General features: G+C 51.2%; 16 protein-coding genes and 1 other RNA gene. 1 reads left to right on the forward strand and 16 read right to left on the reverse strand.

The annotated features are described in order from the left end of the window. Window position 1 precedes the first annotated feature (1 nt). From recA to ssrS, 9 genes are all read right to left on the reverse strand, one after another. Window positions 2-1081, reverse strand: coding sequence for a recombinase RecA (recA, locus tag ACGTIC_RS12235; protein WP_075581456.1), 1080 nt, complete (start codon window positions 1079-1081; stop codon window positions 2-4). Between the two features lie 3 nt (window positions 1082-1084). After that, entirely contained in the window at window positions 1085-2344 is a 1260-nt protein-coding gene (locus ACGTIC_RS12240) for a competence/damage-inducible protein A (protein WP_059075553.1), read from the reverse strand. Window positions 2345-2356: 12 nt separating this feature from the next. Next, entirely contained in the window at window positions 2357-3691 is a 1335-nt protein-coding gene (gene rimO / locus ACGTIC_RS12245; RefSeq protein ID WP_113855100.1) for a 30S ribosomal protein S12 methylthiotransferase RimO, read from the reverse strand. Between the two features lie 5 nt (window positions 3692-3696). Beyond that, the gene (locus ACGTIC_RS12250; protein WP_075581457.1) at window positions 3697-4743 is read right to left on the reverse strand and encodes an ABC transporter substrate-binding protein; all 1047 of its coding nucleotides are present in this window, start codon (window positions 4741-4743) and stop codon (window positions 3697-3699) included. 4 nt (window positions 4744-4747) lie between these two features. After that, the gene (locus tag ACGTIC_RS12255) at window positions 4748-6655 is read right to left on the reverse strand and encodes a YgiQ family radical SAM protein (RefSeq protein WP_113855101.1); all 1908 of its coding nucleotides are present in this window, start codon (window positions 6653-6655) and stop codon (window positions 4748-4750) included. 12 nt (window positions 6656-6667) lie between these two features. After that, entirely contained in the window at window positions 6668-7063 is a 396-nt protein-coding gene (locus ACGTIC_RS12260) for a RodZ family helix-turn-helix domain-containing protein (protein ID WP_257536600.1), read from the reverse strand. A gap of 72 nt (window positions 7064-7135) precedes the next feature. Then, window positions 7136-9700: a DNA translocase FtsK gene (locus ACGTIC_RS12265; protein WP_257536601.1), complete on the reverse strand. Its 2565-nt coding sequence runs from the start codon at window positions 9698-9700 to the stop codon at window positions 7136-7138. 35 nt (window positions 9701-9735) lie between these two features. Further along, window positions 9736-11058 carry a replication-associated recombination protein A gene (locus ACGTIC_RS12270; protein WP_113855103.1) on the reverse strand — a complete coding sequence of 441 codons (1323 nt, stop codon included), beginning with the start codon at window positions 11056-11058 and terminating at the stop codon, window positions 9736-9738. A 79-nt stretch (window positions 11059-11137) separates the two neighbouring features. Beyond that, window positions 11138-11316, reverse strand: a non-coding RNA gene (gene ssrS, locus ACGTIC_RS12275) — 6S RNA. A 165-nt stretch (window positions 11317-11481) separates the two neighbouring features. On the opposite strand from ssrS, the gene ACGTIC_RS12280 reads away from it, so the two are divergent. Beyond that, on the forward strand, window positions 11482-12243 hold the full coding sequence (locus ACGTIC_RS12280; RefSeq protein WP_059075549.1) for an HAD hydrolase family protein: 762 nt from the start codon (window positions 11482-11484) through the stop codon (window positions 12241-12243). 116 nt (window positions 12244-12359) lie between these two features. Here ACGTIC_RS12280 and ACGTIC_RS12285 read toward each other — a convergent pair whose 3' ends face one another. Genes ACGTIC_RS12285 through ACGTIC_RS12315 form a run of 7 tightly spaced genes read right to left on the reverse strand, consistent with a single transcriptional unit; the run spans window position 12360 to window position 19846 of the window. Beyond that, the gene (locus ACGTIC_RS12285) at window positions 12360-13280 is read right to left on the reverse strand and encodes a lysophospholipid acyltransferase family protein (RefSeq protein WP_113855104.1); all 921 of its coding nucleotides are present in this window, start codon (window positions 13278-13280) and stop codon (window positions 12360-12362) included. A 10-nt stretch (window positions 13281-13290) separates the two neighbouring features. After that, window positions 13291-14319, reverse strand: coding sequence for a UDP-3-O-(3-hydroxymyristoyl)glucosamine N-acyltransferase (gene lpxD / locus ACGTIC_RS12290; RefSeq protein ID WP_113856483.1), 1029 nt, complete (start codon window positions 14317-14319; stop codon window positions 13291-13293). A gap of 14 nt (window positions 14320-14333) precedes the next feature. Continuing rightward, window positions 14334-14753, reverse strand: coding sequence for an OmpH family outer membrane protein (locus ACGTIC_RS12295; RefSeq protein ID WP_113855105.1), 420 nt, complete (start codon window positions 14751-14753; stop codon window positions 14334-14336). A gap of 17 nt (window positions 14754-14770) precedes the next feature. Next, entirely contained in the window at window positions 14771-15709 is a 939-nt protein-coding gene (locus ACGTIC_RS12300; RefSeq protein ID WP_113855106.1) for an OmpH family outer membrane protein, read from the reverse strand. Window positions 15710-15719: 10 nt separating this feature from the next. Further along, window positions 15720-16205: an OmpH family outer membrane protein gene (locus tag ACGTIC_RS12305; RefSeq protein WP_059075544.1), complete on the reverse strand. Its 486-nt coding sequence runs from the start codon at window positions 16203-16205 to the stop codon at window positions 15720-15722. A 25-nt stretch (window positions 16206-16230) separates the two neighbouring features. Continuing rightward, on the reverse strand, window positions 16231-17517 hold the full coding sequence (locus ACGTIC_RS12310; RefSeq protein ID WP_257536602.1) for a hypothetical protein: 1287 nt from the start codon (window positions 17515-17517) through the stop codon (window positions 16231-16233). Window positions 17518-17545: 28 nt separating this feature from the next. After that, window positions 17546-19846, reverse strand: coding sequence for an outer membrane protein assembly factor (locus tag ACGTIC_RS12315; protein ID WP_113855108.1), 2301 nt, complete (start codon window positions 19844-19846; stop codon window positions 17546-17548). Window positions 19847-19854 lie beyond the last annotated feature (8 nt).

Consider the following 19854-nt stretch of genomic DNA (forward strand, 5'->3'; position numbering starts at 1 on the left):
ATCAGGCTTCTCCGGAAGGTTCTGCCAGGCTTTCAGCCGCGCCGGCTTCTTCTGCTTCATGGACTTCTTCGACGACAGCATCGAATTTTTCTGGTTCTGCCGCCAGTGTATCGCGGATGATATGTTCCACTTCGTCGGCGATTTCAGGATGATCTTTCAAGAACAGTTTGACATTTTCCTTCCCCTGTCCCAGTCGTTCGCCCTTGTAGGAATACCAGGTCCCGCTTTTTTCGATAATGTCCATTGATGTCCCCAGGTCGAGGATAGTCCCTTCCCGGGAAATCCCCGTCCCGTACATAATATCGAATTCACAGTTGCGGAATGGCGGCGCCACCTTATTTTTGACGACTTTTACCCGTGCACGGTTGCCAATGACTTCACCGCCCTGCTTGATGGCTTCCCCCTTGCGGATTTCCATGCGGATAGAAGCATAGAATTTGAGTGCCCTGCCGCCGGTCGTCGTTTCAGGATTGCCAAACATGACGCCGACTTTTTCACGGAGCTGGTTAATGAAAATAACGATAGCCTTGGATTTTGAAATAATACCCGTCAATTTACGCAGGGCCTGGCTCATGAGGCGCGCCTGAAGGCCCACGTGGGAATCGCCCATTTCTCCTTCAATTTCGGCTTTAGGTACCAGGGCTGCGACAGAGTCCACGACGATAATATCGACGGCACCGCTGCGTACGAGTTCTTCCGTGATTTCCAGGGCCTGTTCCCCGTTATCCGGCTGGGAAACGAGCAGATTGGCCGTATCGACGCCAAGATGACGGGCATATACCGGATCGAGCGCATGTTCCGCATCGATAAACGCGGCAATGCCGCCTCCTTTTTGTGCCGAGGCAATGGCATGGAGAGCCAGCGTCGTTTTCCCGGAAGATTCCGGTCCATAAATTTCGATGACCCTGCCGCGGGGATATCCTCCGACACCGACAGCCAGATCGACGGCAAGGGACCCTGATGAAATTACTTCGATATTCATTTTGTCCGCTATGTCGCCAAGGCGCATGATAGCTCCTTTGCCAAAATCTTTTTCAATTTTGCGCATAGCATTTTCCAGTGCTGTTTGTTTTTCTTCCATAGTCTACTCCTGTTCTGTATGTTCCAAAAGATATTGAACGGCATAATAGACAGCCCGTGTCGCGGCACGGCGCTTTACTTCTGTCCGGTCGCCGGGATAGATATCCTTATGGGTTACGGTCCCCCGCGGACCGGAAATCCCCGTATAGACCAGGCCAACAGGTTTTTCTCTGCTGCCGCCGGATGGACCGGCAATTCCCGTCGTGCTGATGGCCAGATCCGAACCATATAACCGACGGCTGCCATCGGCCATTTCAGCAGCCGTCTGGGAGCTGACTTCCGTATAGGCAGCCAGCGTATCCGCCGATACACCGAGAATGTGTTCCTTCATGGCATTGCAATACGTGCCAGCCGACCCAAGAAAATAAGCCGAGCTGCCGGCGACGTCGGTGATAAGGGATCCTACAAGGCCTCCCGTACAGGACTCTGCCGCGCTGACCGTCATTTTTTTTTCTTTCAGGATCCGTCCCAGAAGGGCTGCCATCGTTTCCTGATTATAGGTTACAGCGGCCCGGTGGAGCCGTTTCTGCAATTCCTGCCGAACGGGTTCCATCAATGCCCTCGCTTCTTCTTCCGTCTGTGCCCTGGCCGTTATCCGTACTTCCACAAAACCGGGCCGTGCATACATGGCCAGTGTCGGATTGGACTGCCCTTTAATAAGATCCATCAGCTTGTCTTCAATAAAGGCCTCTCCCATGTCATATATTTTCATATACAATGACTCGATGTGTCCCTGGGAACCGAATGTCCGGATCAGATACGGCTTCAGGCGGTGTTCGTACATCCAGCGCATTTCCAGCGGCGGCCCAGGAAGATGGACCAGCAGTTTTTCACCTTTTTTCAGGGCCGTTCCCGGAGCTGTTCCGGCACCATTGGAAAAAACGACAGCGCCTTCCGGTATCATAGCCTGCCGTTTCTGGTTTTCCGTCAACTCCCGGTCCGGGTGATGAGCCGTAACCCACTCCCCGATGGCTTCCGCAATTTCTTCATGATACACGAGGGGGACCCCCATTACCCTGGCACCGATGATTTTTGTCATATCGCCCTGTGTCGGGCCAAGACCGCCTGTCGTTATAACGATATCAGCCCGTTGCAGAGCCGTGCGCAGTACCCCTTCCATGCGTTCCGGATTATCACCGACTGTCGTATGATATATGACAGAATACCCAAGAGCATTCAGTTCCCGCGAAAGGTAGCGGGAATTTTCATTGACGATTTCACCCAGGAGAAGTTCCGAGCCCGTCGTCACCACTTCGACAAACATAGTGTCACCTCATCATTCAGCTCGTTCGGCTACCAAATCGTAGGCGAATCCCTGGGAAATCCGCACGGGAATCATATCTCCCGGCTGTACGCCTTCGGCGTTTTCCAGATACGTCAGACCATCTACATCGGGAGCCTGAATTTCAATACGCCCCACAGCCTGACAGATTCCCTGTTCCTCTTCCACCCGTTCGACGAGCATCGTATGAAGGGAACCTTCCAGTTCCTGATTGCGATGTTCCGACACTTTTGCCTGGATAGCCATGAGCTGATGATAACGTTCCTCTTTGACTTCTTCAGGAATCTGATTATCCATCCGAGCTGCCGGCGTCCCGTCTTCACGGCTGTAGGTAAAGACGCCTACATCATCGAATTCCGTTTCTCTGACGAAATCGCAAAGCTGGCGGAACTCTTCTTCTGTTTCACCGGGAAAACCTACAATGAACGTGGACCGCAATGTCAGTTTACGGCCATGACTGCATAACTTTTTCATGAGATGGCGCACATCTTCTTCCGAATCGCGGCGGTTCATGCGTTCCAGCACAGACTGGGAAATATGCTGCAGCGGCAGATCGACATACGGGCAGATTTTATCTTCCTTGACGATCAGTTCCATCAGTTCGTCTGTAAAGTAATGCGGATAGAGATAAAACAGGCGGATCCAGCGGATGCCATCTATTTTTACCAGGCGGCGCAACAGTTCCGGCAGCAGGGAATGACCGGCCAGATCGACGCCATAACTAGTCGTATCCTGTGCAATGAGATTGATTTCTTTCACTCCGTCATCAGCCAGCTGCCGGACTTCTGCCACGACCGAATCGACAGGACGGCTGTATAAGCGTCCCCGGACATGGGGAATGATGCAGAAGGAACAACCGTTATTGCAGCCTTCCCCGATCTTGACGTAAGCACTGTAAGATGGTGTCGTACGCAGCCGGCTCGTATTCTGATTATACAAATGGCTGACATTATCCATAAAACAGGCTTTTCTTCCTTTTTTGACGGTATCGATGGCATCCCAGATCCGGTCCCATGATCCCGTTCCCAGCAAAGCATCGATCTCAGGCATTTCTTTCATCAGTTCTTCTTTATACTGCTGGCTGAGACAGCCTGTTACAATCAGTATCTGACAACGGCCTTCTGTCTTATATCTGGCTGCCTGGAGAATCGTATCAATTGATTCCTGCTTTGCTTTTTCAATAAACGTGCACGTATTTACAATGATGATATCCGCCTCTTCAAGGTCATCGGTGATTTCCATATGGCGGTCCCGCAAAATGCCCAGCATCACTTCTGTATCAATGAGATTTTTTGAACAACCCAGACTGACAAATCCTATTTTTTCCATGTAACTTATGGTTCCTTTCCAAATCGAATAGTTTTAATCCACCAATCCTGTACATTTTTCCGTCCCTGATCCGTATACAATTTGCGGACAGGGAAAAGCACAGGATACCGGTTGCGTCCATCTAATTCTTTCGGCAGCACATCGCTGGCTGTCGTCAAAAACAGTGTATTCTGATGCAGCAGTGCCAGGGCGCTCCGCGACAGCAGCCAGTCGGCAAAGACGGGAGCCAGTTCCGTATCGGTACACCATTTCGTCGTTCCCCTGCCGTACAGCCAGTAGGATGTCCCATTCTGGGGATACAGCATGACAACCGGCGCTTTATCCCGCAGGAACTGACGGACAGTCATAGCACTGGCAACACCCATATCGGCTTCACCGGCAGCAACGCGGCGCACGATGGGAGACATCGTCTTGGCATACGATGCAATATGAGGCTGCAGAGCCTTAAAGTACCGGCTGGCTTCTGCTGTCCCTGCAATTTCTACATACGAACAGAGAAAGTCTCCTGCCATATCCGTCGCTGCCAGATCGGGAAAAGCCAGGACCATATTCGGATCAGTCAGCAGATCATCCCAGGTTTCCAGTTCACTGCCACGGCGTTCGTAATATGCCTTGCTCACGACGAAAACCATAGGATCATACCAGGCACCTGTCCAATATCCATCTGCATCTTTAAACGAATAGGGAACGCTTTCCGTAGCCAGTGACGCATAGGGAACGAATATCGAGGCCTGTTGCAGATCCTTCAATACCGGTTCGGAAGCAATGACCATGTCCGGCCCGGCATCAGACGCTGCATCGTCAGCCAGCGACTGCAGTTCACTATCGGTACGCGTTTCAATCTGTACGCGCAGTCCCGTATCTCTGTAAAACTTCCTGGCCAGAGCACTGTTGACGTCGGCTGGCATATCGGAATACACGACAAGATGCCGTTCGGCCCGGTATGCATCCTGTGCTTTCTCTTCCTGTTGTTTTTCCAGTAATATATTGCTGAATCCGAGCACAGCCAGTACAAACAGTACAATAGCCAGTGTCGGTACATATTTTTTCATGAAATCACCTGAATCCATGGCGCTGCCGGTCTTGAAGCGTTCTGCCCTTCCGCCCCGGGTTTCCGGGCCGGCGGTTCCCTGCCCTTCCTGCAGTCTTTTCCATCCGCGCTTTTCCCGGCCGGCGGGGCGGAATCAGGCAGTGACTGCCATAGCCGATAAGATCCCGCCGTCCGGCTATGCACAGCGCCTTGTAGACAATATCATAATTGGCCGGATTCTTGTACTGCATCAGAGCCCGCTGCATCTGTTTTTCTTCCGGCCGCCGGGCTACGTAAACTTTTTCCCCCGTCAGTGGATTCATGCCCGTGTAATACATAGCCGTCGAGAGACTCCCCGGAGTAGGGATGAAATCCTGTACCTGTTCCGGCTGCATATGCATATCCCGCAAAAATTCCGCCAATGTAATGGCGTCGGCCAGAGTACAGCCCGGATGGCTGGACATAAAATATGGCACCAGGTACTGCTTTTTTCCCAGTTTCCGGTTGGCTTCGTCAAACCATTTCTTAAACGTCAGAAAGGCATGTACATCAGCCTTTCCCATTAAATCGGTCACATGCTTTACGACATGCTCCGGTGCCACTTTCAGCTGTCCGCTGACGTGATACCGGCATAATTCTTCTACAAATTTCTTATTGTGATCCGCTAAAAGATAATCGTAGCGCAGTCCGGAGCGGACAAACACCTTTTTGACGTGGGGAATGTGGCGGATTTCCTGTAATAACTTCAAATAATCGTCATGTGACGTGTCCAGATTGGGACAGATTTCACTGCCGATACAATGGCGGTCTTTGCATACTCCGGCCGTCAGTTGCTTTTTACAGGCCGGATGGCGGAAATTAGCTGTCGGGCCGCCTACATCATGGATATAACCTTTAAAACCGGGAAGGTGTGTCATATGCACGGCCTCCCGGATCAGAGATTCATGGCTGCGGTTCTGGACAATCGGCCCCTGATGACTGGTAATAGCGCAAAAATGACAATGTCCAAAGCATCCCCTGTGGCTGGTCAGGCTGAACTGCACTTCATGCAGGGCCGGCACACCGCCACAATCATCATAATCGGGATGCCAGCGCCGTGTAAAGGGCAGTTCATAGACGGCGTCCATTTCTTCTGTCGTAAGTGGCAGAGCCGGCGGCGTCTGAACGACATACCGGTTTTCCGACGGCTGGATAATCGTCCGGCCATAGAAAGGATCCTGTTCCTCATACTGTATTTTAAAGGCCCGGGCAAAGGCTTTTTTATCTGCCTTCACCTCCTCATAGGATGGACAAAGTACAGTTTTTTCCGATATAGGCGGCCGGCTGGTCACATAGCAGATACCCCGGATATGATACATCTCCGCCACGTTTTTCCCCTCAGCCAGGGCATCGGCAATTTCTACGACAGAGTGTTCCCCCATGCCATAGCTCAGGATATCGGCTTTGCTGTCCAGCAATATGGAATGACGTACTTTATCCGACCAGTAATCGTAGTGGGCAAACCGTCGCAGACTGGCCTCAATGCCTCCGATGATGATGGGGACATCTTTATAAGCCTCGCGCATCCTGTTGGCATATACGATGGTAGCCCGTTCAGGTCGTTTCCCGGCTATACCGCCCGGTGAATAATTATCGGTGCTGCGAAATTTTTTTGCCGCTGTTTTTTCATTGAGCATGGAATCGAGATTGCCCGCCGTAATCAGCGCTCCCAGCCGGGGCCGTCCCAGTGCCTTGAATGGTTCTGCACTATGCCAGTCCGGTTGGGAAATGATGCCTACGCGATACCCGCGGCTCTCCAGTACCCTGCCGATAACAGCAGCGGCGAAACCGGGATGATCCACATAGGCATCGCCATTGATATATACAAAATCCAATTGATCCCAGCCGCGCCGTTCCATATCGGCCCTGCTGGTCACCAGAAATTTCTCGTTCATATATTGCCTCTTTTACAAAAGTAACCAGATAATGAGCAGCAGAAATAAAATAATTCCCGACAAAATGGTTATCCCCTGCCACTTGCTCTGACGGTTCCGTTCCTTCTGCCGCTTTTCCCTTCCTGCCCGTTCCGGGCTCTGTGCCACAGGACGCACTTCCGGCCTGGGTTTCCTCGCCAGGACCTCTTCTTTATACGCTGTGACCAGTCCGGCTCCATCCAGTCCCAGATATTCCGCATACGTCCGGATAAATCCCTTGACAAATACGGCACCAGGGATGACATCAAAATCTTCCTTTTCCAGGGCATCCAGATAGCCTTCTTTTATATTGACAGCATCGGACACTTCTTTCAGCGTACGCCCCTGCTGTTCCCTTTCCTGTTGTAATACTCTGCCGATAGAAGACAAAGAACCGCCTCCTTATATGAATATGCCCATGCATACATAGTTAATTATATACTATTCCCCGGAAAAATGATATCACGTGTCCTTATGGAAGAATTTTGCCTGTACTTCCGCCGGTGACATGATGATTTCCCGCGGTTTCTTATTTCCTTCATTCGGCCCGACAATTCCCATGGCTTCCATTGTATCAATCATGCGGGCCGCCCGGGTAAATCCGACACGGAACCGGCGCTGCAGCATGGAAGAAGATGCCTGTCCCGTTTCCAGGACCATGTCGATGGCCTGGGGCATCAGCTCATCTTCAAAAAATCCGGCCGTATCTCCACTGCTTTCACCGGCGGACTGCTGAATGGATTCATCGTATTTCGGTTCTGTCGTGTTCTGATTTTTTATGAACGTAACGAGCTGTTCGATTTCCGCATCCGAGATAAATGCCCCCTGTACGCGGATGGGTTTGGGGGCACCCGTCGGAAAATAAAACATATCGCCGTTGCCAATCAGCTTTTCGGCACCACCCATATCCAGGATAGTACGGGAGTCGGTCTGGCTGGAAACGCGGAAAGCAATGCGGCTCGGAATATTAGCCTTAATGAGGCCGGTAATGACATCAACAGAAGGACGCTGCGTAGCCAGTACCAGGTGCATACCGCAGGCACGGGCCTTCTGCGCCAGACGACAGATAGAATCTTCTACATCACTGGAGGCCGCCATCATGAGATCGGCCATTTCGTCAATGATAATGACGACATATGGCATGGCTTCATCAGGATACTTTTCATTGAAGCTTTTGATATCCCGGGCAAATCCCTGGGAGAACCGCTTATAACGATCATCCATTTCCCGTACAGCCCAGCGCAGCGCATTAGCTGCTTTTTTAGGATCGGTAACGACAGGAGTCATCAAATGGGGAATGCCATTGTATACGGATAATTCGACAACCTTCGGGTCAATCAGTACCAGTTTGACATCTTCCGGCCGTTGCTTAAACAGGATACTGGCAATAAACGTGTTGATGCAGACACTCTTGCCGGACCCGGTCGTACCGGCGACCAGAAGATGAGGCATCTTGGTCAGATCGGCAATGACGGGATTCCCGGCAATATCCTTGCCCAGGCTTACAGGCACGCCGCTGGCAGCATTTTTAAATTCATCTGTATCGAGGACATCGCGCAGATTGACCCCCGTACGGGTCTTATTCGGCACTTCAATGCCCACGGCAGCCTTCCCGGGAATAGGCGCTTCGATAAAAACTTGTGTCGCCGCCAGATTCAGGGCAATGTCATCGGCCAGACCGACAATCCGGCTCACGCGCACCCCAGCTGCCGGTTCCAGTTCATAACGGGTGACAGAAGGGCCCTGACTGGCATTCGTCACTTTGGCTTCAATGTTGAAACTTTTCAGTGTTTCCTGCAAAATGACGGCATTCTGACGGGCTTCCTCACTCAGTCCTTCTGCCAGGGGTTTTCCCGGTTTGAGCAGGCTCACCGGCGGCAGGCGGTATGTATTTTCTCCTTTGGCCACCGGTACGGCCGAATGCCCCTGGGGCGCCACATCGACGGCCGTAGACTGGGCATCGATTTCGACTGGCTTCAAGTCGGCCAGTTCTTCCTGCAGTACATCCCGGACAGGCTGTTCCATCGGCTGTCCTTCTTCCTGCTGTTTCTCCGTATCTGGCAGTCCGTCATCATAGTCGTCATCCTGTCGTCCTTCCGGCGGCAGCACGGCCGGAGCCGCCGAAACAGGTGATATATCCAGTTCTTCTGTCAGATCTGGTATACATTCTTCGTTTTCTAGTAATCCATCTCTTTTTTCCGATGTAAAATCCACACGCGGGCCGTGAAGCAGACTATCTTCCTCACGGGATTCCAAAGCCGGCACCGGTTCTGCCTCTGCCACGGGAACGTCCCTGTCAGTCCGGGCCGTTCCTACCGCTTCCGCCTGTTCTTCCTGCTCTTCTTTTTCCAGATCAAAGATATGATGATGTTCATGCCACTGCTGCATAGAACGGGATGCTTCCTGCAATCCCTCTACGGCCTTATCGGATACGCGGGACACCTCTTCTGATGCCTTGTCCGAAACGATGGCTACGGGGCGGGAAATAGACCATTTTTTCCATACGAGCAGAGTCACTATCCCTAAGGCCACAACGACCAGAACGGCGCCAAATTCGCCGAGAAAGGAACGCAGCAGTGAGGCGACGGCAGCACCGGCCGCACCGCCTCCGACGCGCAGCATGGCCGGCATGAATTCTGCCCCCTGGGGAATAAATAACAGGTGGATAAGGCCCAGGAACAACACAAAGAGTGCCGTACCTGCCAGCCAGTTCTTCGTAAGGGGCCAGGCCTTGCGTAAAATGATATATTTCAACCCCAGAATCACCATCGACAGGGTAAAAACAATCCGTCCGATGCCAAATATATAGGACAGGATACCATCAATACTATGGCCTGCACTGCCTGTATCAATACCGACAATACCAACGGTCATAAAAATACCGCAGCACAAAAGGACGATGCCAATAATCTCATATTTCAGCAGCGACGGTTCTGTATCCTTTTTTTTCGTTGTACGGCGCACACCCTTTCCCGATGCCTTACGGGGCCGGGATTTTGTCACGCGTCTTGTTTTCCCTTGTGCCAAACCTTTCACCTTCCAAACCATATATGCATTCTGACTTATTTATCACAGCTACGGCGTTTATGCCATTTTTCCGCCATGACATCTTCTTTTCCGTGATTCGTTGCTTCATAATACTGCCGGTCTTTGAGTGGATCCGGCAGATACTGCTGCCGTACCCAGCCACCGGGATAATCATGGGGATATTTATACCCCGCTCCATGTCCCAGAGAAGAAGCTCCCTGATAATGAGCATCGCGGAGCCATGCCGGGATTTCTCCATATCCGCCCCGCCGCACATCATGCAATGCCCGGTCTATCGCCATATAAGCGCTATTGCTCTTGGGCGCGCAGGCTACGTAAATGACAGCTTCTGACAAAATAATCCGTCCTTCCGGCCAGCCGACAAGTTCTACCGCCTGGGCAGCCGCGTTGGCTACTACTAGTGCCTGCGGGTCTGCCAGGCCTACGTCTTCAGCCGCACAGATGACCAGACGCCGGGCAATAAAAGAAGGCTGTTCTCCCGCTTCTATCATGCGGGCCAGATAATGAAGGGCCGCATCGGGGTCAGAACCGCGCATGCTCTTGATAAAGGCAGAAATCGTATCATAATGGGCATCACCTTGTTTGTCATACGTATACAGTGCATGACCCATAACTTTTTCTACCGTCTCTTTTTTTAGTCTGCCACCTTCGGGAACGAGCATACAGGCCTGTTCCAGGAGATTCAGCCCGGCCCGGGCATCGCAGTCTGCCCCATCCGCCAGAAGCTGTAAGACGCCTGCATCAGCCTGTATATGCAGACTGCCCAGGCCCTTTTCCTGGTCCGTCAGAGCCCGCATCAATATCCTGGCAATATCCTCTCTGCCCAAAGGTGAAAACGTGAGGACACGCAGACGCGACAAAAGCGGCCGGTTCACTTCGAAATACGGGTTTTCTGTCGTAGCCCCGATAAGAATGACCGTGCCGTCTTCTACATATGGCAAAAGCACGTCCTGCTGGCTTTTATTGAAGCGGTGTATTTCATCAATGAAAAGGATAGTCCGCTTCTGATACATCTGTATGGCATCTCTGGCTTCCTGTATGACCTTGCGCAATTCAGCCGTCCCCGCCGTAACGGCATTGACTTTGACAAACCGGCTATGCGTCGCATGAGCTATCACATGGGCCAGCGTCGTTTTTCCAACACCGGAAGGCCCGTAAAAGAGAAGACTGGGCAGCGTATCTTTTTCAATCATGGCCCGGAGGAAACTGCCCGGGCCGATCAGCGTATCCTGCCCGCAGATTTCATCCAGTGTTTCCGGCCGCATACGCACGGCAAGAGGGGCCAGGAGAGACTGCTGTTCTTCCGCTGCCAGAGAAAATAAATCGTCTCCGTTCATTTGTTCTCACCTGCTGTAAATAGAAAGCCGCCAAGATAACTTAGCGGCACTCAATCTTCACAATGAATTATACAGAAAAAGAAGCCCCACCATGCCGTTTATAAACCAAGTTTTGAGCCTGCCTGAGCAGGTGGGTGTCCTCCTATGGAGTTCGACAGTCCAGTGAAGGCATTGCCTGGCAGCCATAGAGCCCGGACTCCCAATGTAAAAGATGTTGGTTCAAAACACGAGATCATTTTACGAACACAGTAGGGTTTTCTCTTGCATTTAGTATAATCAAATACATAGAAAAAATCAAGACTTGACATATAATTTACCATGTATCTGACCAAAACGGGTGCATGATACGGATTACTAATTGAATATTCCGTTGTTTCTCCGTATAATGTTACTTGATATTTCTTTTATAGAAAGGATTGTATCATGAGGAAAAAATATTTCTTTTTTGATATCGACCGTACCCTGGGACTTGATATATCACAAATCATCCCGGCAGATACGGTATACTGTCTGAACCGCCTGCGCCAGCTCGGACACAGTGTAGCTATTGCTACGGGCAGATTACAATGTGATGGCTTCCGTACAGCCAGTCGGTATGGAATCACATCGCTCGTCAGTGATGGTGGCAATAGTCTCACCATAGATAATACGCTAATAGAAATGAATGGTCTGCCCATCGCCAACTGCCGGGCCCTTCTCCACGAACTGGAACGGCGCCATCTTCCCTGGGCCGTCTTTACAGACAATACAATGGTCCGGCATACGCCATATGAATCGTTCCGCCATCTTGGACAGTCGCAATTATTCCAAACCGATGTAACTCCTGTGGACATCGATTCCCTGACGACGATTTATAAAATCGTCCACGTCCGTCCGGCAGCAGGTGATCCGCCTCTGGATACATATGGTCTCTCCCGGCTTCCGTACATTACCAATACGTATCTCGTGGAACCGACCGATAAAGGTGCCGGTATCCGCCGGTTCATGGAACACGCCGGAGCTCCCCTGGAAGACGTAGTCGTATTCGGCGACGGCCTCAACGACATCGCCATGTTTGTATCACCCTTCTTCCGCATCGCTATGGGAAATGCCCGTCCCCAGCTCAAGGAACGGGCCGATTATATTACCGATGACAATGACAAGGGCGGCATATTCCATGCCTGCCGCAGGTTTGGCTGGATATAAATGGACGAATCCCCAAAAAATTGGCATACGAAGCCTGACTTGCTTCGTATGCCAATTTTTTCATCTATAACCTGCCATCGGATAAAGAATTGCCGGAAAAATCCCTTCTGGCCAGATTATCCTCTGGCAGCCATTTCACCATTTGCTACCTTTTCTTTATAGCGTTTTGTCCATTTCCAACGGTTGTGAAGCCAGAACCAGTCTTCCGGATATTTCCGGATCCGTTCTTCCAGCCGGTCATTTAATGCCTGCGTCGTCGCATAGACGATGCGTTCCTTTTCTTCTTTGGACAGGCGGTGATCCGCCGTATACGGCCGGATGGGCGGCAACACGTCTATGACGTGATGATAAGGTCTGTCTTCATGAATAAACGTAGAAATAATCGGATAATTTTTGATTCCTGCCATTTTAGCCGGTCCGTCAGCCGTCAGCGTATCACGGCCGAATAACCGGACCATAATGCCTGTGTATCCCGGATCCTGATCCATCAAGAGACCGATATAATGGCCATTTTGGAGAAAACGCACCATATCGCGGATTCCCGTCTTGTACGTGACATGCTGTTTCATCATCGCCCGGTATTCGTTGATAAAAGCATCGGCGCTGTGACTGTTCTGCTGTTGGGCCACGGAAATAAGCGGATAACCGTTCATGGCAAGAACCGCTCCCAATAATTCCCAGTTTCCCGCGTGAGAAGCCATGAAAACGGCGCCTTCACCGCTTTCTTTCAGCTCGTCCAGATATTCCTTCCCATGCCAGGTAATCTTCTTATCCAATATTTCTTTCGTATAAATCGGATAGGATAACACCTCGATGATCATAGGTCCAAAGCGGCAGCTGCTCGCCTTGGCAATCTCCATGGCTCTTTCCGGATCATCGGTAATGCCACAATCCAATATCTGCTGCTGAGCCAGCCGCTTTCTTTTTCGGGGGACAAAGGTCCAGAAGAACCAGCCCAGGAAATGTCCCAGCGCACGCCGCACGCCTTCGGGCAGATGGCATATGATCCAGCTTAGTATTTTCATAAATGTATACATAGGCTGCCTCTTATTCAGCTGTCTTTTTTTCTAATTCAGCAATTTTCTTTTCCAGCTGTTTGATTTTTTTCGCCATGTCCGGCAAGTGTTTCAAATATACCTGGGACCGTTTCCATTCCATATGAGGCTGCATCGGATATCCGGCATAGACCTGGTTGCCTTCCGCATTGCCGGTTATCCCGGTCTTTCCCGCAAAAACAGCATTGTCTCCGATGGTAATATGGCCTGTACAGCCCACCTGGCCGGCAAAGATGCAGTGATTACCCGCCTTGGTACTGCCGGCAATCCCTACCTGGGCTATGATGAAGCAGTCTTCCCCGATTTCCACATTATGGCCGAGATGGACAAGATTGTCTATTTTAGTACCCCGTTTGACAACGGTGCTGTCAAGAGTTCCATTATCGATGCACGTACAGGCCCCGATTTCTACGTCATCGCCGATTTTGACATTGCCAATCTGGGGAATGCGCGTATGACGGCCTTCGTTTGTAGCAAAGCCAAAACCTTCACCGCCGATAACCGCATGGGCACGGACGACAAGACGATCTCCGAGCTGGCAGTTTTCGTGGATGACAGCACCGGGATAAATGACGGCATCGTCACCGATAGAGACATTATCGCCAATGAAAACATAGGGATAAATGATGCAGTTCTTTCCTATGCTGACATTCCTGCCAATGACAGCATAGGCCATGACAGCGGCATTGTCCCCCAGGACAGCACTGTCATCTACGACGGCCGTAGGATGAATGCCCCGGGCCACGGTCTGCCGGGGATGGAAGAGCACCAGGAGCTGGGAAAAAGCCAGGCGCGGATTTTTTACCAGTATGAGTGTATTATCCCCGGCCGGGACTTCTTTTTCCACAATGACGGCACCGGCATGAACCTGAGGCAGATATTCCGTATATGGATCTACTGCAAAGGTGATATCCTCCAGACCTGCTTCCTGCAGCCCCTTGATATCTTCAATTTCCCGCGTGCCATCACCGATCACCGTACCGCCCAGTATGGCGGCCAACTCCTGTACTGTCTTCTTCAACATAGTCAACCCCTTTATTGTAATTTCGCAATCAAATCATCGGTTACATCGACGCCGCCGTTGGGAACGACTTCCTTATAGACGATGATGCCGACGTTTTTATCCTTGGCGATATCCCCTAATTTGCTCTGGATATCGGTCATGAACTGACGCTGCATACTGGCTGCGTATATCTGCTTTTCCTGTAATGCCTGCTGCTGTTTCTTCTGGAAATCTTCCGCTGACATGGACTGCTGGGCCTGCTGCAGTTCGGCATCGAGAGATTTGCCCTTTTCTTCTATCTTCTGTTGGTACTGCTGTACGGCCGGTGCTTCTTTCTGTACGCGGCTCATATCTACATAGCCTACTTTATCTTCACTACCGCAGCCGCTGAGTACGGCAACTGCCGCTATCATGCATAAAACAGCAGCCAATCGTTTACCTATCCGTTTCATTCGTATAATGCCTCCTGTTATGCCAGCTTGACAATGATATCATCGGTCACATCCAGCGCCGTGCCGATGCCTTCGTATTCAGAGAATATGATATCGATTCCCTGTTCTTCCGCAACGGCCGCCGCTTTATCCCGGATATCTGCCAGGATGGCTTCTTTCTGATCCTTCATTTCTTTTTCTTTTGCTTCAAGTTTCTCTTTCCAGGCCGCATTCCAGACAGCCGGTTCCGGACGCTTCCCAAAAGAATCCATTTGTTTCGCGAACAATTCCCGACTGGATTGCTGCCGGGCCGCCAGTTCATCTTTTACCTGAAGCGCATATGCCTGCAGTTCTTTCTGTGCTTTTTCCTTATCGGGAGCCATGGCAGCGGCAATATCCGCCGCTGCAGCCGCGTCCGTCTGATGGTCGCCGCCGTTTTTGCGCAACAGTGCCTGCAGTTCCTGTTCTGCTGCCTTACGTTCCGACGGAGACAGGGCCAATGCAGCCAGTTTCAGCCGGAGATTGACAATCTTCAGATTTTCTTCATCAGAAAGGGCCGGCTGTGTCTGCCGGCGTTCCCGGATCAGAGTCTGATACCGCTGCTCCAGTGCCGCATTCAATTCATTCTGTTTAATGGCCACCCGGGCCTGTAATTCCTGATCCAGAGCCGCTGATGACAACGCATCGGTCATAGAAAAGTCTTTCGCCGCCTGCCCCTGGGATGCAGCCTGCTTCGAGTAATGCCACTGTTCAAACTGATACTGGGCTACCATCGCATTATATTCCAGTTCCAGGCGATGGTACTGGCTGTACGAGGGATGGCTCATCATGATGTGTTCTACATCGGCGCAGGCAATGACCGGCCCTTTTTCTGTAACAGGCACAGCCGGCGTCCGGCTGTGCATCATCCAGAAAGCCACAGCCAGGCAAAAGGCCAGCACTACGGCGCCAGCAGCTGCCGCATAATTACGCTTCATGGCAATATCCTTACTTGGACTGGGATTCACTCAGTTTCTTGGAAACCTGTTCTGTAATATCCTGACCACCATAGAGAACGGCCCGTTTATCGACGACAAGGCTCAGGCCTTTCGTGCTGGCAACGCTGCCGACGGCTTCATCGACTTTATCTTTGACGCCCTTATAGATGTCTTCTTGTTTTTTCGTCATTTCTTCCTGAATCTGCTGATAGAGCTGACTCTTCTGTTCATCGGTCATACCCTGGGACTGTTCTTCAAATTTTTTCTTGGCATCTTCCGAGGCCTGCTGCATTTCTTTCTGTGCATTGGCTACATCCTGATTATCGGGCGGAATGACCTTGCTCATATCGACGACGCCGATATTGCTGGACGGCGCCGCACTGACGGGATTGCCCATCTGCATGACGGCAATGCCGGCAACACTCAGTACAAAAATCGCTGCAATGACAGCGGAAAAAATCTTGACATTCTTTTTCTTACCCATTTCTGACATCATAGTAACATTACTCCTTTGCAATTCCTTATAAATAGCCAATAACCCGCAGCCACGTATCGTGGCCGGAAACGATATATTCCAAACCGACGTATTCATGGAGACGGTACAAGAGTCCCGCCTCTTCATCATGGTTTGTCAAATCTTTATTGAACCGGAAAGACCAGCGGCCCCCTAATTCCTGCCGCAGCCAAAGATGATGGCTGTCATCCTGGCTTTCAAAATTATATCCCATCCAAGTTCCCTTGCGGGGCTGATACCCGTAACCGGGAATGAAGTTCCAGGCTACAGAAGCAGGCATGAATTCCACGTCTGTATACAACTCATGGTGTTCGCCGATTTTTCTGCCCACATGGGCCCGCAGGACCGTATTATCTTCTTTATCATGATAGGCATCACTGTCCCTGCTGACGTCTATGTAGGCCTGTGCGCGGACATCGTAAAAATCCGTTTCCGATTTCAAATGGATATCCATATTTTCAGCAACGGAAAGACTGGGAAGGACGCGCAGCTTATATTTCTTTATGACCCACTGGTCATTCAGATGCTGCTGCAAATCACGCTCTACATCGCGCTGATGGCGGCGCACAAATGCAACAGGCAGGCCATTCAGGCCTGCATAACGGTCTTCCATATGCTTGCGCGTACTGAGAAAGATGATCTTGGGCAGGTTTTCCGCATCGACGCGGACGTTGACATTGCGCACAACGGGAAGTACCGGCAGAAAATACACTTCTACCGTCGTATCCGCGCCGGGCGTAATGACAATGTGCGGATAAAATTCTGGAAGTTCTGTCTCCAGTTCCGTCTCCATAACAGCCTTGACCGTGCCATTTGCCCAGTCCAGAGCATCGACGGGAAGACCGGTCAGGAGATTTTCAATAAAAGCCGAAACGCCGGTCAGGTCCCTGCCAGCCATTTCTTGTCCCAATGTCGGAAGAGATCCATAGTCAAAGCGGACATGTACCCGGCGTATGGTACTTCCCCAGGGGCGGATCTGCACAGACAGCATCGTTTCCGGTCCCGGCACGAGTTCGATATGTTCGACCGTATACCCTATGAGCACGCGGTCCGTAATGTCGTAAACCATGCGGGTATACTCATCCTGCCGGTTCAGCACGGCCTGGTCATCGGCACCGAGGAACACGTGGTTCCCAATCGTCTCAATGCTGGCACATATCCTCTTCTCGACAAGAGGCGGTATGGCCTCTCCCAGAGAAGAGACGCGTACCGCCACATGAGTTACGGGTGCCGCTATGGCACTACCTAGACTAGCACAGACAAAGAGAATCGTCAATAAACAAGTGCGAAACACGACGTATCCCACCTATCGTCTGCATACATCAGAACTTACCACCAAAGCTGAAGTGGAACTTGCCGCCATCGTCGCCGACGCCGTAATCCAGGCGGATAGGCCCGATTGGCGTCGTGATGCGGAATCCGAGACCGGTGGAAACGTGGATACTGTCATCGTTCTGATACCAGGGGATATTTTCCGTTCCATCCCAGGCAGAACCGGCATCGACAAAGAAGACGCCTTGGATTTTCTTGGCAATCGGATAGCGGTATTCTACCGTCGCCGCATACATCTTGTTGCCACGGAATTCATCGTCTTCATAGCCACGCAGGTTATCGGCGCCGCCCAAAGTGAAGAGGTCATAGTACGGCATATCGCCGTTGGCATAGCCGCCCATAAAGCGCAGGGCAATGACATGCTTGCGGCCTACTTTGTAGTACAGACGGTTTTCAAAAGTCAGTTTATAGTAATCGAAGTCACCGCCCAGGCCATGGCCGGCAATAGCTGCCGTGTAGGAAATCCTCTTGCCACGGGTCGGATCGTAGACATTATCGCGGTTATCGAAGACGTGGGACCAGGTCAGGCTGTTCGTCCGGCCAAAGTTCTTGTCGAGATAATGCATTTCTTTAAAGTTATATTCCTTGCCATTACGCCACTGTCCATCTTTGCTATAGTCAAATCCACTGTTCCATTCGTCGTATTTCGTCCGCTTCGTTTCCAACGTAACGTAATCGCTGACGTATTCGCTGCGGACGCGGCCATAGGTCAGGTTGAAGCCTTTTGTTTCCCGGTCGTAATCGGCAACGGAATTGCCTTTTTCATCGTAATCTTCGTAATCGTATTCCCGGTTGAACAGGCTGAAGCCGATAGAATCGCCATGGTCATTGAGCCACGGATGGGTGTAGGAGAACGTGTAATTGTGATTGGAATCAGTTTCACCGCCAAATTCCCAGTTAATGGCTACCTTGTCACCAGTACCGCGGAAATTGCTTTCCGAAAGCCCCAACAGGCCTACCATACCGTTCGACTGGGAATAACCGCCGCCAATGGAAATCTGACCGGTCTTGGCTTCGACGACGTCGATTTCCATGATGACATCGTTGGGATTCTTTTTGCCCGGCAGCATGCGGACGTTGATATCTTCAAAGTAGCCCGTATTGTAAATCCGTTCCACACTGCGGCTGGCGGCGGCACGGTTGAATACATCGCCTTTCTTCATGCGTACTTCCCGGGTCACGACACGGGATTTTGTCTTAGTATTACCGCGGACGACGACATCTTCCAGATGGCATTCCGTAATGCCGATATGGAGGATACCCTTGCTGTCCAGCGTCGCATTGGATACATGGCTGTACATATAACCGTCTTTCGCATAGAGATTATTGATGTTGGCTACGTCTTTACTGATGATGGTGCTGTTCAGCGGTGAACCCGGTACGAACTGGATCATCTGCTGGAGCGCTTCCGTCTTATAGACTTTATTGCCGGTAATTTCTACACCGTTGATGACGGGATTGAGCTGTACGGCATAATTCAGGGCCACCCCTTCCGGCACGTTGGTAAAGGAAGGATGGACCGTCGAGAAAAGACCGGTAGAACCGATGACATTGACATCATGGCGGACATAATCGGCACTAACCGTATCACCGACGCGCATGGCTAATTTCGGCAGCAGGTAGGCTTCAATGGCCGGGTCCGGTACAGGGCCAACGCTTACTGCCGTCGTCACTTTATTGGCATAAGGAGCGATGGATTCATCGGTGACAACATTACCATAGGGCATGGTGCTTTCCTGCCCTGGCTCCAGTACCGCCATAGGATACTTGGGAATCGTCGTATCGATTTGTACGTCACCGAGGCCGGCCATGTACGGCACAGAGGCTCCGGGGAGGCCTTCTTCTTTAGCCGATTCTGCTGTACCGACCGTCCCCTGTTCGTATCCCGTATTGCCGCTGATGACGGACTTTGCCACCTGGCTCTTCCGTTCCTGTTCAGCCTGCTCAATTTTTTCTACCTGTTCTTTTTCAGCCGGCTTGCGTACGTCTTCCGGCTTTTCCCCCTTGGCAATGGCTGCCAGTTCTTCATCCGTTTCGTACCCCGTAAGGCCGGATTTTGCATTCTTCATGACGGCTTCTGTCTCCGGCGTTGAAGCACTGGTCACTACGGTATTGAGTGCCATAGGCTTTCCTTCGTCTTTTGCGGTCATGTCTGAAGCGGATACCTTTTTTTCTACGGTCTGTCCGGGATCTGCATCATAGCCTGTTGCCGTGTCTGCAGCCCATACGGGACTTGTCACCATAGCACTGGTAATCATCATCAATAAAAATTTCTTATTCCGTGTTATCATAAGACCCT

The organism is Megasphaera hexanoica, assembly GCF_043520715.1.
Lineage (GTDB): Bacteria > Bacillota > Negativicutes > Veillonellales > Megasphaeraceae > Megasphaera > Megasphaera hexanoica.